Below are 14772 nucleotides of genomic sequence, written 5' to 3'. Positions count from 1 at the left end.
CGGCGATCGTTCTGGACGCGCAGCGGCCAGATCGCCGCACCCGGCCCGCGCGGGAGCATGCGGTCCGCACTGCGGCGGACGCGCGTAAAGGAATGTCCTCGATTTCAGAAGTCGTCGTCGAACGTGACGCTTCCGGTGACGCCGACCTGATAGGCCGAGACGCGGCGTTCGAAGAAGTTCGACAATTCCTGGACGTCCTGCAGTTCCATGAAGGCGAACGGGTTCTTGCTGCCGTAGACCGGCTCGATGCCCAGCACCTGGAGGCGCCGGTCGGCGACGTGCTGCAAGTACTCGCGCATGTCGGCCAGCGACATCCCGCTGACCCCTTGCTCCAGCAGATCGGCGGCGAACTGCACCTCGCACTCGACGGCCTCGGCGAGCATGTCGCGCACCTGCTGCTCCATCTCCGCGTCGAACAGATCCGGTTCCTCCCGGCGGACCTGGTCGACCACGTCGAAGGCGAATGCCATGTGCATGCTCTCGTCGCGGAAGACCCAGTTCGTGCCGGACGCCAGGCCCTGCAGCAGACCGCGCGACCGCAGGAAGTACACGTACGCGAAAGCGCCGTAGAAGAACAGCCCCTCGATGCACGCCGCGAAGCAGATCACGTTGAGCAGGAACGCCCGCCGGTCCGCCTTGGAGGTTAGGGAACGCAGCTCGAAGATCGAGTCGATCCACTTGAAACAGAACTCGGCCTTACGCGCGATCGACGGGATGTTCTCCACCGCCGCGAACGCCTCGAACCGTTCCCGCTCATCCGGCACGTAGGTGTCCAGCAGGTTCAGATAGAACTGGACGTGCACGGCCTCCTCGAACAATTGCCGGGACAGGTAAAGCCGGCCCTCCGGCGAGTTGATGTGCTGGTACAGATTGAGCACCAGGTTGTTCGCGACGATGGTGTCACCGGTGGCGAAGAACGCGACCAGCCGGCTCACCAGGTGTTTCTCCGCGTCCGACAGCACCGCCAGGTCGGCCAGGTCGGCGTGCAGGTCGACCTCCTCGACCGTCCAGGTGTTCTTGATGGCGTCCTTGAACCGGTCGAAGAAGTGCGGATACTTCATCGGCCGCAGGGTCAGGTCCATTCCGGGGTCGAGCAACATCACTGGCACGCCTCACACGATTCGGGGTTTTCCAGGGAGCAGGCCAGCGCCTCGGCGTCGCCGATGGTCACCAGGGCGGGCACCGCCACGGTGGCCTGCTGGATGCGCGTCGCCGGCCGCGAGCGCAGGTAGTACGACGTCTTCAGCCCGGACTTCCAGGCATAGAGGTACATCGACGACAGCTTGCCGATGGTCGGCGCCGCCAGGAACAGGTTCAGCGACTGGGACTGGTCGATGAACGGCGCCCGCGCGGCGGCCAGGTCGATCAGGGCACGCTGGGGCAGCTCCCACGCGGTCCGGAAGATCTCCCGCACGTCGGCCGGCAGCGCGGCGATCTCCTGCACCGATCCCTCGGCCCGCTTGATCTGCTCCCGGACACCCGCGTTCCACAGGCCACGGGACTTCAGCTCGCGTACCAGATAGGTGTTGATCTGCAGGAACTCGCCGGACATGGTCTCGCGCTTGAACAGGTTGGAGACCTGCGGCTCGATGCACTCGTAGCAGCCGGCGATGGACGCGATGGTCGCGGTCGGGGCGATCGCGATCAGCAGCGAGTTGCGCAGGCCGTGCGCCGCGATCCGCTCCTTGACGGCGGCCCACCGCGCGTCCTGGCTGACGGTCGCCCCCCAGAGCTCCGGGTGCAGCTGCCCGCGGGCGGCCCGCGTCTCGGCGAACGACGGGTGCGGCCCGAACTCGGCGGCTAGCCCTGCCGACGTCTCCAGCGCGGTCAGGAAGATCTCCTCCTGGACCCGGGTGGAGAGTTCCTTCGCCTCGGCCGAGTCGAACGGCAGCCGCAGCGTGAAGAACGCGTCCTGCAGCCCCATCAGCCCGAGACCGACCGGGCGCCAGCGCGGGTTCGACGCGGCCGCCTGCCGCGACGGGTAGTAGTTGATGTCGATCACCCGGTCCAGGAAGACCACAGCGGTGCGCACGGTCTCCCGCAGCCGCTCCCAGTCCACCCCGCCGGCGGTGGTGTGCGCGCCCAGGTTGATCGAGCCGAGGTTGCAGACGGCCGTCTCGTCGTCGCTGTTCACCTCGAGGATCTCGGTGCACAGGTTGGACAGGTGAATGGTGTTGCCCGGCGCGCCGGTCTGGTTGGACAGCGCGTTCGACCGATCCTTGAACGTCATCCAGCCATTGCCGGTCTGCGCCAGCGTCCGCATCATCCGCCCGTAGAGGTCCCGAGCCTTGACCGTTTTAACTGCTTTCCCAGACGCTTTTCGGTACGCGTCGGCGAACGCCTCCCCGAACAGATCCGGCAATTCCGGAGCGTCCGACGGATCGATCAGGTGCCAGTCCTCGTCGGCTTCGACCCGGCGCATGAACTCGTCCGGGATCCAGTTGGCCAGATTCAGATTATGCGTACGCCGGGACTCCTCTCCCGTGTTGTCCCGCAGCTCCAGGAACTCCTCGATGTCCGGGTGCCACGGCTCCAGGTAGACGCAGGCCGCGCCCTTGCGCCGGCCACCCTGGTTGACGGCGGCGACCCCGGCGTCCAACGTCTTCAGGAACGGGACGATGCCGTTGGACCTGCCGTTGGTGCCCCGGATCAGGGCGCCCCGGCCGCGGACCCGGGACCAGGCGATGCCGATGCCGCCGGAGAACTTCGACAGCTTGGCGACCTGGTGGTACCGCTCGTAGATCGAGTCCAGCTCGTCCTTCGGCGAGTCGACCAGGAAGCAGCTCGACATCTGGGTGTGCCGGGTGCCCGAGTTGAACAGCGTGGGCGAGCTGGGCAGGTAGGCGAGGCTCGACATCAGGCGGTAGAAGCCGATCGCCTCGTCCGGGTTGGCCGACAGGCCACAGGCGACGCGGAGCAGCCAGTACTGCGGGGTCTCGATCGGGATGCGCTTGGTCGGGTGGCGCAGGAGGTAGCGGTCGGCGACGGTGCGCAGGCCGAAGTACTCGAAGCGGAGATCCGCGCTCAGGTCGATCGCCGCGTCCAGCTCGGCACCGAACTTCGTGACGAAGGCGAGGGTGTCGTCGCCGATCAGGCCCTGTTCGTGCCCGAGCGCGATGGACTCGCCGAAGCTGGTGACGCCCTGCTCGCGGACCTCCTGCGACACCAGGTCGATGAGCAGGCGGGCGGCCAGCTTGGAATACTGCGGCTCCTCGCCGATCAGCTCGGCCGCCGTCTGGATGGAGAGCTTGTCCAGCTCCTCCGTGGTGGCGCCGTCGTAGAGACCGCTGATCGTCTTGGTGGCCACCCGCAGCGGGTCGACCTCGTCCAGCCCGGCGGTCCACCGCTCCACCGCCGCGACGATCCGGTTCAGGTCCACCGGCACCAGCTCGCCGTCGCGCTTGCGTACCCGCATCACCTGGCGGCGCTGGTCCGGGACTGTCGTCTTTTCCGGCGTGAGCGTCATGGCCCTCTTCCCTCGCGAGTCAACACGGCCGGAGCACGCGCGGGAAGACACCAGCCTCCGGGCATGCGGGCATGCGCGGAGCACGAGGCGTCGGCCGTCCCACGCGGCCTTCGACCGCCGCACACGGTCGCGTGCGGCGCGCTGGCAGGTCTTCGGACTCGCGGGCGCATCGCTCATGCCTACTGGCCGTCGCTTCCCAGGCCTCCCCGGCCCAGTGCTTCATGACGGCGGTCGTTCCCACTCACCGCTGCGGGGCAGTCCCGGTCTCACACCGGATTCCCTCTTGCCTCGGCCGCTCCGGGGAGCGGCCGAACCAGCTGCGATCGCAGACTATATATGGGTACGCCACACGCAGCGCAACGCCACATGGTGTGTCGCGCGCCCCTCACGGACGTTGCCGACGGCGGAACAGCCTCCGCATCCCCTCCCAAACGAGGGCGACAACGAAGAGGACGGGAATCAGGCCGGCGCCGAAGATCACCACGCCGATGAAGGTGACCCACCCACGATCGGGTACCTCGGCACGGGAATACCCGACACGGCCCCGGCTGCCCGGGTTCTCGCCGATCGTGAAGGTGTCACCGGGTTTCTCGTCAGTGAAGAAACCCGGCTTGTCGATCTTCACGGAGGACCTTCCACTCCATCCGATCGACACGGTGCAGACGTTGTAATAGCCGAATCCACTCAGACTGACGGGCCCGCGACGCTCGCAGCGCTCGACCGTGGCCACCCCGGTCCGATCAGCGTCGGCGAAGTCGGCACCGGTGAAGCGGGAGACGGTCATCGCGGTGGCTATCAGCAGGAATGAGACGGCCAAGAGACCAAGAGCCAACAGGACAGTGCGCAACCACGCGAGAGGCCCATACTCGACCGCCTCCGCCGCCTTCCGCGCAGCACGCGACCGGGCACGGTTGGCCTCGGCTTCCGCCAGGATCTCCGCCATGCGGCGCTTGCGGTAGGCCGCGCGGTTCTCATCAGTCATCACGCACCCCTTTGCACCTCATTGCGGAATTTCAATGTGCGGTTGCGCCGATCCGCCTTTGCGAATCGCATCTCCGGTGGCACTACCGTTCTGGAGGCTGTTGCCCTTGATTCCTTCTCGCAGGGCATCCACGGCGACCTTTGCTTTCGTACCGTAGACGGCTTCGTCGGCCTGGTCGAACGCCCGGTATGCCGCCTTGAACGCGGCCCGAGCGCCCTCACTGTCCGCGAGATAACCGTCCGCCTCGGCCAGCTTGGCCGAGTTCAGGAACACCGACCCGAAGACGGCATCGTCCATGAGGGTTCTGACCCGGGAACAGACCGCCGCCACCATCGGAAGTTTGCCGCCGAGCTCGGCGATGGCCTCGGTGAGTCGCTGCAGAACCCGGGTGATCCGTCCGGTGTATTTGGCGACCAGCAGCGCAACTTCGGCCAGAACCTTGGGAATCGTCACGACCAGCAGTGCCTGCACCGCCTTCGAGATCGCCGCGCCGACGACCTCCGCGATCAGGTCACGTACGGTGTTGCGCACCACACCCACGATCGACCCGGCGATCAGCGTGGCCTCCGACATGGCGCCGGCCACCTCGCCGAGCGCGAGCACGGCATCAGCCATTCCCGCTGCTTTCGCGCGGTACGTGGTGATTGCCTCCGCTTCCCAGGACGCCGTGTTGGAAGCGACCTGGCCTGCGAAGAACTCCACCGTCTTGTAGGTACGGATTCGCATCTCGCGCCAGGTCGTCGCGTGACCCTCGATCTCTTTCGGGTCGCCGGCCAACCAGTCCAACGGCTGGCGCAGAAGTTCGAGATGTTCCATCAGCCAGCCGACGCCCGCCGCGAAGACCGCCTGGAACGGGTCGATGACCGCACCGAGGGCACTCAGTCCCAGGACAGCGAAGTTGCCGGTACCGGCGAACCAGTCACCTGCCGTGAAGCTGTCAGTCATGCCCATCGCCGCTTCGAGGATGCCGGCGCCTTCATACCATTTGGTCTCCGCCGGTGGCGCCGTCAGGGGCGGGCGCGAGATGGCGAACGCGTCACTCACCACGCCCCCTCAACTCGGCCGCGGCCTCCTGGTCGGTGCGTTCGAAGGCGGTGGCGATGGCGCGCAACTCGTCGGCGAGCGCCAGCATCCCGTCGACCGCCTTACGCATCGCGTCAACGGCTTCGTCCCCGTGCGGATTCAGATACCGGGTCGTGAACAGGGGACCGATCAGATACCCGTACGCGCCGGTCGACGTCCGGATCCGCGCGCCCGCCGCCCGCACCTCGTCGAGCATGCGACCGACCTCGTCGACGTCCCGGGCATGCCGGCGCACCTCGTCGGGTGAAATGTCGACGCTCATCGGCGCCGCTCCTGCTCCTCGACGCGGCCCGGGTACCGCTTCGCGTACGCCTCGTTGATCAGCGCCGCCGTGCCGGAGTCCGTCCCGTAGACCGCCCGCACCATCTCACCGACCCGCTCGGCCAGCCGGGCCTGCGCCCGGCGGGACGTCTCGAGCACCAGGCGCGCCAGCTCCTGCCGGGACACCCGATCGGCCTCGGGATGGAACTCCAGATCCGCCAGCCCACCGGCCGAGTTGATCCGGACGGTGACCGCACCGCCCGGCGCGTGCTCGGTGACCTCCATCGCCTCCAGGTCGGCACTGAACTGAAGGCTCTGCCGCGTACGCTCCTCGACCTGTGCCTGAAAGGCCCGCAGGTCGTCCTCCGGATCGAACCGCACGGTCCGCACCTCCCGTCGCGTGGACTGGGCTCCTTGCTCAAGCCCACGCCGAAACGGGTGCGATCGGTTCAACCCATGGCGCCGAGGCCGGCACCTTGGCACGCGCCGGGGTGCCGCTCAGTCGCCGGAGAAGCCCCAGAAGTAGATCTCCGACGGGCTGCCGGCGTCGTCGTGCAGGACGGCACAGCGGCCGAACCAGCGCTGGCTGGCGAGATCGTCGATCGCCGCGACGTGCGCCCGGGTCAGCTTGGCCACCCCCGCGGTGGCCAGCGCCTCGGCCTCGGTGACCGGCTCGACGGTGCCGAAGCCGGGTTTCTCGCCGGGCGCGACCATCCCGTGGACATCCAGGATCGAGTGGGTCCCGCTCTCCTGCACGGCCTCGGAGGCCCACAGCTCCTGTTCGGTCCGTGGCCGGTCCGGGAAGTCGCTCGCGGACTTGCCCAGCTCATAAGGCTCGGCCCACCAGTAATCGCCGTCGCGGAAGACCCTAGTGCGCAGCTCGTCGAGCGCCCGGCCCAGATCGGGCTGGTACGCGACGTAGTAACTCCAACCGGAAGCACCCATGCCCCGCATCGAAGCACCCGGGTATGACAAAACCCGCGAGGAGGCGTTGCCAGGGTCGCCGCGGAGCTTCGGTCGATTGCGGTGGTCGATCGGCTGGCGGCTCAGCGAGCGCGGACAGTGAACGGCGGGGCGCATCGGATGCGCCCCGCCGTCTTCACCGGGGATCAACAGGGGCCGAGGTCCTGCCACTGCTCGGTCCAGCCGGGCTCCGAGCCCTGCGTCCAGTACCGCGCCTTCCACAGGTGCTTACCCTGGCCCGAGGCCGGGCCGTTCGGGTCGCCGTACTTGCTCTTCTCGTGTTTCACCAGGTTGCCGCCCAGGTAGACCGAACTGAAGGACCACTCCGGCGCGTCCGAGCAGCCGGTCGCCGGCGGCTGCGAGGTGGGCGGTGAGGAGGGCGGCGTCGAGGACGGGGTCACCGGCGGCGTGCTCGGGTTGGAGCAGGTGCCGCCGGAGGCGACGGTGTCCAGGAACGCGGTCCCGCCCGACCGGTAACCGGCCGCCTGCGCGGTGGCCTGTGCCGGCGACAGGACCTGGTTCTTCGCGAACAGCACCCAGTCCACCTGCTGGTTGTAGGTGCTCTTCGCGCCGGTGTGGGTGGCCAGGTCGATGAACCACAGGTTCCAGTTGATTGTCATCGTCTGGCGCGGGAAGTACTTCCCGCCGTGGTCGCCGACCTGGATCCCGTCGATCCAGTAGACGACGTGCCCGTTCGCCACCTGGGCGACCAGGTCGTGCCAGCCGTCCAGACTGGACCGCTGCGAGGAGTGCAGGTTGTCGGCGTACCAGGGGTCGTTGCGGTAGGTGTACCAGGTCGTCTGATAGTTGATCGGCCCGGTCTCGCCCCAGCCCCCGTTCGGCAGGTACTCGGAGATGTCCAGCTCGCTGTAGGTCGGGTCGAGATCCCCGTTCAGCGGGCTGATCGTGAAGAACGTCTCGTTGATGTGGTCGCCGTCGGCGCCCGACACCGGCGCGTCGCTGAACCGGATCCGGCTGGCGTAGGTGCCCTCCAGGTACCGCTTCTGGGTGGAGTACAGCTCGGCGTGCCCGGTCCCGGCCGCGGTGCCGTCGGTGTACGCGGTGAGCTGCGCGACCTTGTCGCCGTTGGCGCTGGGGAAGGTGATGTTGGCGGGTGACCAGGTGGCCCCGGCGACGCCCGGGCCGCCGCTGTAGCTGCGCGGCGTCCAGCCGTTAGCGGTCAGCGCCGCGTCCGAGGAGGAGTTGTAGTGGAAGTCGTCGAACAGATAGCCGCAGTCCGCGGCCGCGGCGGGAGCACCGGAACTCAGGGCGACGATGCCCGAAGCGGCCAGCACGGCCACGGCTATCCCAGCGAATCTCTTGCCAAGCACGGGGGACTCCTTTCCGAGGAGCTACTTGACCGCGCCGGTGGTCATCCCGGTGCGGGAGGTGCTGTTGGAAAGCGGTAGTCCTGGCTGACCGACAGGGTGGCCAGACCCCGCGCCAGGGACGTACCGGGCTCTCATCTAGGCGGTGCGCCGGATGCGCCCCGCGTACCGCGCCTCCAGTTCGGCGTTGTGTTCCTTGCCGCCGGGCACGTTGTCCGACAGGTAGACCGGCGGGTCGATGCCCGCCGCGAGCAGGTTGGCGACCACGTCCGTGACGAGCTGCTGGGCGAGCAGCGCCGCGGTGATCGAGGAGACCGCGCCGACCGCGCCGCCGCCCGGGAGCGGGAGGGTCGCGTCGCCGTACGGCGCCCCGTTGTCCAGCACCACGTCCGCGATCTCGCCGAGCTTGCGTCCGCCCGGGTGCCGGGACGCGACGCCGGCCGAGTGCGCCGCCGAGGTGATCGCGATGAGCGGGTGGCCGCGCTCCTTGACCAGCAGCGCCATCTCGACGACAGCGCCGTTGATCCCGGAGTTCGAGGCGATCACGAACGCGTCGTCCGGCTTGATCGGGGCGAGCTCGTAGAGCCGGTGGGCGATGGCGGTGCCGCGCTCCACCATCGGGTCGGCGAGCACGTCGAGCGGGTCACCGCCGTAGAGCACGATGTCGCGCAACGCGATCCGGTTGGTCGGAACCAGGCCTCCGGCCCGGCCGGCGATCTCCATGGCGAGCGCCTCGGAGTGGCCGCAGCCGAAGGCCTGGATCACGCCCCCGTTACGTACCGTCGTGGTGAGCAGCTCGGCGGCACGTCGTTTCTCGTCGGCCTGACCGGCGCCGACCCGGTCCAGCACGGTTCGGACCTGGTACAGGAAGTCGCTGCTGGTGACGCTCACTGGTGTCCTTTCGTGCGCCCCGCGTCGACGAAGCCGGGATGTTCGGGACGATTCGGGCCGGAGCACCGATCCCGTCGGTCATCCTTTTCATCGACCGCTGTTGCCGATGAAAATTACGACTACGTTCGCGCCTAGTCAACAACGAATTTTCATGCTTCGATCTATCGGCATGGAGCTGGTGTTGGGGGTGGACGCCGGCGGCACCGCGTCCCGCGCGGTGCTCGCCGGACCGTCCGGTGTGGTCGGCCGGGGGCTGGCCGGGCCGGGCAATCCGATCTCGGCCGGGACCGCGGCGGTCGAGGAGATCGCCTCAGCGATCCGGCAGGCTCTGGGTCACCGTCCGCCGCTTTCGGTACGCGCCGGCGTGCTCGGCCTCTCCGGCACCAGCGCCCTGGCCGACCCGGTCGTCGGCGAGCGCTTCCGCCGCATGTGGACCGGACTCGGCCTGACCTGCCCGATGACCGTGGTCGGCGACGTGGTCACCGCGTTCGCGGCCGGCACCCGGGAACCGTCCGGCGCGGTGCTGATCGCCGGCACCGGTGCCGTCGCCGCCCGGATCGAGCGGCTGACCGTCGCGCGGGTCGCCGACGGGCTGGGCTGGCTGCTCGGCGACGAGGGTTCCGGCCGCTGGCTGGGCCTGCGGGCGGTCCGCTCGGCCGCCCGCGACTTCGGCTCCCCGCTCGCCGTCGCGGTCGCCGCGCATGCCGGGGTGACCTCCGCCGACGAACTGGTCCGCTGGGCACAGGCCCTGCCCCTGGACGACATCACCGCCCTGGCCCCGGTGGTCTGCGCGGCGGCCCGGGCCGACGACCCGGACGCGTCGGCGATCGTGGCGGACGCCGTCCGGCGGCTGGTCCGCACCCTGGACAGCCTCGGCTCCCCCGGTCCGGTGGTGCTGGCCGGCAGCCTGCTGACCGCTGACACCCCGGTTCGCGACGGCCTGCTCGGCACCCTGCGCTCCCGGGGCACCACCGTCACCTCGGCCGGCGACCCGGCCGAGGCCGCTGCCCGGCTGGCCGCCCTCGAGCGCGAACCGCGATGAAACAAGAACGCGATCGCGAAGCGCGGTGACACAAGAACTCGATCGCGAACCGCGATGAGGCAGGAACGCGAGCGCGAACCGCGATGAGGCAAGAACTCGAGCGGGAGCCGCGGTGAGACAGGGAGCCGGCCGGGAATTCCGCAACGACTCCCGGCCGGCTCGTACCCCATCGTAGGGAGGACCATGGTGGTATGTGGGTCGCCTCCCCGGGTCGTGGCACGGACCGGGGATGACGGGAGGGAGAAGCGGGCCGATGACCGGATTCGCCGCACGCCTCCGCGCGGCCACCAGGGCCGAGCACCGCGACGCCGAGACCCGCGGTTTCCTCACCCGCCTGCTGGGCGGCACGGTGCCCCCGGCCGGCTTCGCCGCCCTGACCGCGCAGTACCTGATCGTCTATCGGGAGCTGGAGGCGGCCGCCGCCACCATGCGGGACAACCCGGTCGCTGCGGGGTTCGCCGACCCGGCCCTGGCCCGGGTCGCCGCCCTGGAGACCGATCTGGCCCATCTCCGCGGCTCTGCCGGGGAGCCGGCCGTCGAGCCGGTCGAGGCGACCCGGCGCTACGCGGCCCGGCTGCGCGAGTACTGCCACACCTCGCCGGTGCACTTCATCGCCCACCACTACGTGCGCTACCTGGGCGATCTCTCCGGCGGCCGGCTCGTCGGGCGCCGGGTGGCGGCGATCTACGGGCTGGAGCGGGCCGGGACGGCGTTCTACCGGTTCGACCGGATCGCCGACCCGGCGGCGTACAAGGCGGCCTACCGCGCCCGGCTGGACGCGCTCGCCCTGACCGGGCCGGAACTGGCGGCGCTGGCCGGCGAGGCGCGCCTGGCCTTCGCTCTGAACGCGGCGATGTTCCAGGAGCTCGGCTCGGCGTACCCCGAGGATCTGGGCTCGGCGGCGTGACCGGCTCGAGGTCTAGGTTGGCGGCATGCGCCACGAATCGACAGAGCCCGTAACTTCGGCGCATGACGCATCGTTTGCCGGACCCCGGACCCCGGACCCCGGACCCCGGACCCCGGACCCCGGACCCCGGACCCCGGACCCCGGGATCCGCGGGCCGCGGGCCGTGGACGACCGTTGGCCATGAGCGGGTGGTCCTGGTGGTGGCGCGCACCGTCACCGCACTCACCCGCCTGCTGGACGTCGTCTCGCTGATCGCCGCCGACCGCCGGATCCAGATCGTCTTCACCGTCGACGACGAGCGCCCGGCGATCTTCGAAGCCGGCACCACGGCCCTGCTCGACGATCTGGCCCCGCGCCGGATCCCTTGGCCGCGGGCCCGCAAGACCCGCTTCGACCTGATCCTCTCGGCCAGCGAGAACGACGGCCTGTCCGACCTGGACGGCCCGATCCTGCTGCTGCCGCACGGCCTCGCCTTCCAGAAGTACTACCCGGGCAGCGAGGTCGTCGCCGGCCTGGACCCGGCTCGGCTGCCGCCCACCGGCGCCGTCACCGTCGGCCTCTCGCACCCGGCGCAGCGCCCACCGGCCGGCGCGCCGGGCGCGGTGCTCGGCGATCCGGCCTGGGGCCGGATGCTGGCCGGCCGGCACCGGCGCGGCGGGTACCGGGCCGCGTTCGGCGCGACCGGCCGCCGGCTGATCGTGCTGGCCTCCACCTGGGGACCGGACTCGCTGCTGGGCGCCTGCCCGGAGCTGCCGGAACGCCTGGTCGCACAGCTGCCGATGGACGAGTACCGGGTGGTCGCGGTCCTGCATCCGGGCGTCTGGGCCGAGCACGGCCCCTGGCAGGTCCGTGCCTGGCTGGCCCCGGCGTCCGGCGCCGGCCTGCGCGTCCTCGACCCGGACACCACCTGGCAGGCGGCGCTGCTCGCCGCCGACTGCGTGCTCGCCGACCACGGTTCACTGGCCGGTTACGCGGCGCTGGCCGACGTCCCGGTACTGCTCGGCCCGCGGCTCAGCGGCACCACGGTGCCCGGGTCGGTCGCCGACCGGCTCGGTGAGCGATGCGCCCGGCTGGTGGCGCACGCCGATCTGCGCGCCCAGGTCGACGCCGCGATCCGGGACCACGACGCCGGCGCACACCGGGCGGTCCTGGGCGAGGCGGTGACCGAACCGGAGGCGACGGCGAGCAGGTTGCGGTCCTGGCTCTACCGCGCGATGGAGCTGCCCGAGCCACCGTTCCCCGCCGAGTTCCCGCCGCCGCCGGTGCCGGTCGTCGAGGCGCCACCGGCCGGCGCCTGGGTGGCCGGTGCCGGAGCAGAGGCGGGGCTGGTCACCATCACCCGGTTCCCGGCGCTCGGAGCGGTGCACGAGGAGCTGCCGTACCGGCACGTCGTGGCACGTCTCGAACACGCGACGGCCACCCAGGTGGCCGGCGCGGCGGTCCTCGGTGTGGACGCCGTTCCCGAGGAGGATCCGTTCCCGCACTGGCCGCACGCCCTGCTGATCGCCTCGGCCGGGGACGACGGCTGCCGCGTGTGGACGCGCGACGGCCGGGCGGCGCTGCTCCGGGCCGGCGATCCGGCCGTCGACCCGTGGGCGCTCGCCTCCTGGGCCTACCGGCGCCTGCGGCGTGCCGAGCCGCTGGCCGGGACGCATCGGCTCCGCCTCGGCCGGCGGATCGTCACGCTGCGGGCGGAAGGCTGTTGAGCAGGGCGGTGTACTCGGCGAGGCGCGGATGCTCGGCCCGGAAGTACTGATACGCGATCCAGGACCAGCAGCTCCGTGCCGTCTCCACGTCACCGCTCAACCGGGCGGCCCGGGCCCGCAGGTCGGCGAGTTCCAGCTCGTACTGGGTCGCGCCGCTGTCGGTCACCAGCCTCCGGGCCCGGTGCAGTTCGGCGTCCGCCGACGGACCGTCGGCCAGGGCCAGGTACGCCTTCGCCCGGACCATGTGCAGCCGAGCGGCGTTGCGCAGGTCACCGGCCGGCGCCCCGGCGCCCGCCAGCAGGGCGAGCGCCTCCCCGGGCCGACCGGCCTCGATCAGCACGTTGGCCAGCATCCGCAGGTGCAGGCCCAGGGCTCGCTGGTGGCCGGTCCGCTGATCGATGGTCACCGCCCGGCGCAATCGGGACTCCGCGATCGAGAGGTCGCCGGGGTGGCCGGAGCGGGCGGTCTCCTCGGCCAGCCGGGCCTGGAACTCCAGCATCGACGACTCCAGCTGCGGATCGTCGAGTCCGGCCAGCAACGCTGCGGCCGCCGCCAGCTCGGTACCGGCCCGGTCCAGATGGCCGAGCAGCAGGTGGATCCGGCCCCGCAGGGCTCGCAGCCGGGCGAGGGCCGCCGTCGCGCCGAGCGCCTCGGCGCTCGCCAGGCCCCAGCCGATGGCGTCGAGGCAGAGCCAGTGGTGGCCGCGCAGGGTGAGCAGCGCCTCCATCGCTCCGCACAGCTGCAGCACCTCGACGTGGTGACCGCGGTGGTACGCCTCGCGCAACAGGTCGGGGATCAGGTGCGCCTCGCCCTGCAGCCAGTCGACCGGCCGCAGGTGCGGGAACGGCCAGGCGGACTCCGGCGGCGCGGGATAGCGACGCAGCCGGCCCTCCCGCTCGCGATCGGTCACCCCGGCCGGATCCATCGCCAGGTCGGCGGCCCCGGCCAGGTCCCGGAACCAGCGCAGGTACCGCGCGAAGGCGGCATCGTCCCCGGCGGCGTGCGGGTACCGGCGGACCGACCACAGCAGACTCAGCCGGCCGTGCGGGCCGCGGACCAGCAGCGCGGCGTCGAGCAGCCGGTCCACCAGATCGTCGGCGGGCCGGCCGAGCAGCGCCGCGACCCCGGCGTCGCTGATGTCCGTCCCCGGGTGCCCGGCCAGCGTCGCCAGGCCGGCGGCGGTCGCGGCGTCGAGCTCGGCCACGCTGAGCCGGACCGAGTCGTCGAAGAGCGTGCCCACCTCGCCCTCGCCGCGCAGCCGGCCGACCAGCTCGGCGACCGCGCCCGGCTTGCCCTGCCGGCGGGCCAGCCAGGCGCCGGCCTGCCCGAGGATCGACGGGATCCCGTCGCACCGCCGGATCAGCTCGCGGACCGCGTCCGGCTCGGCGGCCAGCATCTCCGGCCCGCACCGGGTGGCCAGGATCAGCTCGGCGCCGTCCGGGTCGACCCCGCCGAGCACCTCCGGGCGGCCCGGGTACCAGACCCGCAGGTCCTGGGTCAGCACTCGGGTGGTGACCAGCACCGTCGCGTGCTCCCAGGGATGCACCAGCGCCTCGGCCTCGGCGGCGCCCGCCACGTTGTCGAGCACCAGCGCGAACCGCCGGTGCCGCAGCGCGCGCCGGTACTGGTCCGCGACGACCGGGGCGGTGTCGTCCACGTGCGGGACGCCGAGCTGCCGCAGCACCGCCTGCTGCACCTCGGTCACCCGCAGCACCGCGCCATCGCGGTACGCGTCCAGATCCACCACCGCGCAGGCGTTGATGCTCTCCCGCAGGTCGTAGACCACCTGCAGGGCCAGCGAGGTCTTCCCGGTCCCGTGCGCGCCGCCGATCAGCCGGACACCGGGCGCCGCCAGCCGGGCCCGGATCTCGTCCCGGTCGGCGAACAGCGCCGGCGCCATCACCGCGACCGCGTCGACGCTGTCCACCGCCACCAGCTCCTGCGCCAGCTCGGCCGCGAACGTCTCGTCCTCCCGGGCCCGGCGCAGGATGAACGCCACCCGCGCCGACGGGTCGGCCGGTAACCGGTCACCCCGGTTGGTGAGCAGGGCGAGCAGCCGCCGGGCCCCGCCGCTGGCCGCCCCCGCCACGCCGGGCGCCATGACCCGCACCGCCTCCGACGCGAGGATCTCGATCATGGACAT

General features: G+C 71.0%; 13 protein-coding genes and 1 riboswitch. Of the genes, 3 read left to right on the top strand and 10 right to left on the bottom strand.

Annotated elements, in window-relative coordinates:
• Nucleotides 1-104: 104 nt before the first annotated feature.
• The 9 genes from Actob_RS02315 to Actob_RS02275 form a co-directional block, all read right to left on the bottom strand.
• Complete coding sequence (locus Actob_RS02315; RefSeq protein WP_284922211.1) at nt 105-1100, bottom strand: ribonucleotide-diphosphate reductase subunit beta; 996 nt, start codon at nt 1098-1100, stop codon at nt 105-107.
• Nucleotides 1100-3466 carry a ribonucleoside-diphosphate reductase subunit alpha gene (locus Actob_RS02310; RefSeq protein WP_284918315.1) on the bottom strand — a complete coding sequence of 789 codons (2367 nt, stop codon included), beginning with the start codon at nt 3464-3466 and terminating at the stop codon, nt 1100-1102. The genes Actob_RS02315 and Actob_RS02310 overlap by 1 nt, the downstream gene beginning before the upstream one ends.
• Before the next feature lie 126 nt (nt 3467-3592).
• Nucleotides 3593-3799, bottom strand: a riboswitch (cobalamin riboswitch).
• 52 nt (nt 3800-3851) lie between these two features.
• Nucleotides 3852-4448, bottom strand: a complete 597-nt coding sequence (locus Actob_RS02305) for a DUF6346 domain-containing protein (protein ID WP_284918314.1) — start codon at nt 4446-4448, stop codon at nt 3852-3854.
• A gap of 18 nt (nt 4449-4466) precedes the next feature.
• On the bottom strand, nt 4467-5492 hold the full coding sequence (locus Actob_RS02300) for a hypothetical protein (protein ID WP_284918313.1): 1026 nt from the start codon (nt 5490-5492) through the stop codon (nt 4467-4469).
• Nucleotides 5485-5793 carry a type VII secretion target gene (locus Actob_RS02295; protein WP_284918312.1) on the bottom strand — a complete coding sequence of 103 codons (309 nt, stop codon included), beginning with the start codon at nt 5791-5793 and terminating at the stop codon, nt 5485-5487. Before Actob_RS02295 ends, Actob_RS02300 begins: the two co-directional genes overlap by 8 nt.
• Nucleotides 5790-6173, bottom strand: coding sequence for a YbaB/EbfC family nucleoid-associated protein (locus Actob_RS02290; RefSeq protein WP_284918311.1), 384 nt, complete (start codon nt 6171-6173; stop codon nt 5790-5792). Before Actob_RS02290 ends, Actob_RS02295 begins: the two co-directional genes overlap by 4 nt.
• A gap of 117 nt (nt 6174-6290) precedes the next feature.
• On the bottom strand, nt 6291-6737 hold the full coding sequence (locus Actob_RS02285; protein WP_284918310.1) for a hypothetical protein: 447 nt from the start codon (nt 6735-6737) through the stop codon (nt 6291-6293).
• Between the two features lie 164 nt (nt 6738-6901).
• A complete protein-coding gene (locus Actob_RS02280) occupies nt 6902-8086 on the bottom strand; it encodes a glycosyl hydrolase (RefSeq protein ID WP_284918309.1) in 1185 nt (394 codons plus the stop codon).
• 135 nt (nt 8087-8221) lie between these two features.
• The gene (locus Actob_RS02275) at nt 8222-8974 is read right to left on the bottom strand and encodes an SIS domain-containing protein (protein WP_284918308.1); all 753 of its coding nucleotides are present in this window, start codon (nt 8972-8974) and stop codon (nt 8222-8224) included.
• 169 nt (nt 8975-9143) lie between these two features.
• On the opposite strand from Actob_RS02275, the gene Actob_RS02270 reads away from it, so the two are divergent.
• The 3 genes from Actob_RS02270 (at nt 9144) to Actob_RS02260 (ending at nt 12629) form a co-directional block, all read left to right on the top strand.
• On the top strand, nt 9144-10016 hold the full coding sequence (locus tag Actob_RS02270; protein WP_284918307.1) for an N-acetylglucosamine kinase: 873 nt from the start codon (nt 9144-9146) through the stop codon (nt 10014-10016).
• Between the two features lie 253 nt (nt 10017-10269).
• Nucleotides 10270-10923 carry a biliverdin-producing heme oxygenase gene (locus Actob_RS02265; protein WP_284918306.1) on the top strand — a complete coding sequence of 218 codons (654 nt, stop codon included), beginning with the start codon at nt 10270-10272 and terminating at the stop codon, nt 10921-10923.
• Between the two features lie 197 nt (nt 10924-11120).
• Nucleotides 11121-12629: a hypothetical protein gene (locus Actob_RS02260; RefSeq protein WP_284918305.1), complete on the top strand. Its 1509-nt coding sequence runs from the start codon at nt 11121-11123 to the stop codon at nt 12627-12629.
• Here the strand turns inward: Actob_RS02260 and Actob_RS02255 are convergent.
• Complete coding sequence (locus Actob_RS02255) at nt 12604-14772, bottom strand: NB-ARC domain-containing protein (protein ID WP_284918304.1); 2169 nt, start codon at nt 14770-14772, stop codon at nt 12604-12606. The two genes, Actob_RS02260 and Actob_RS02255, sit on opposite strands and share 26 nt — an antisense overlap.

The sequence above is a fragment of the Actinoplanes oblitus genome, assembly GCF_030252345.1.
Taxonomy (GTDB): domain Bacteria; phylum Actinomycetota; class Actinomycetes; order Mycobacteriales; family Micromonosporaceae; genus Actinoplanes; species Actinoplanes oblitus.
Note: the sequence above shows the minus strand (reverse complement) of the source record. Positions and strands in the feature narration are given on the sequence as shown.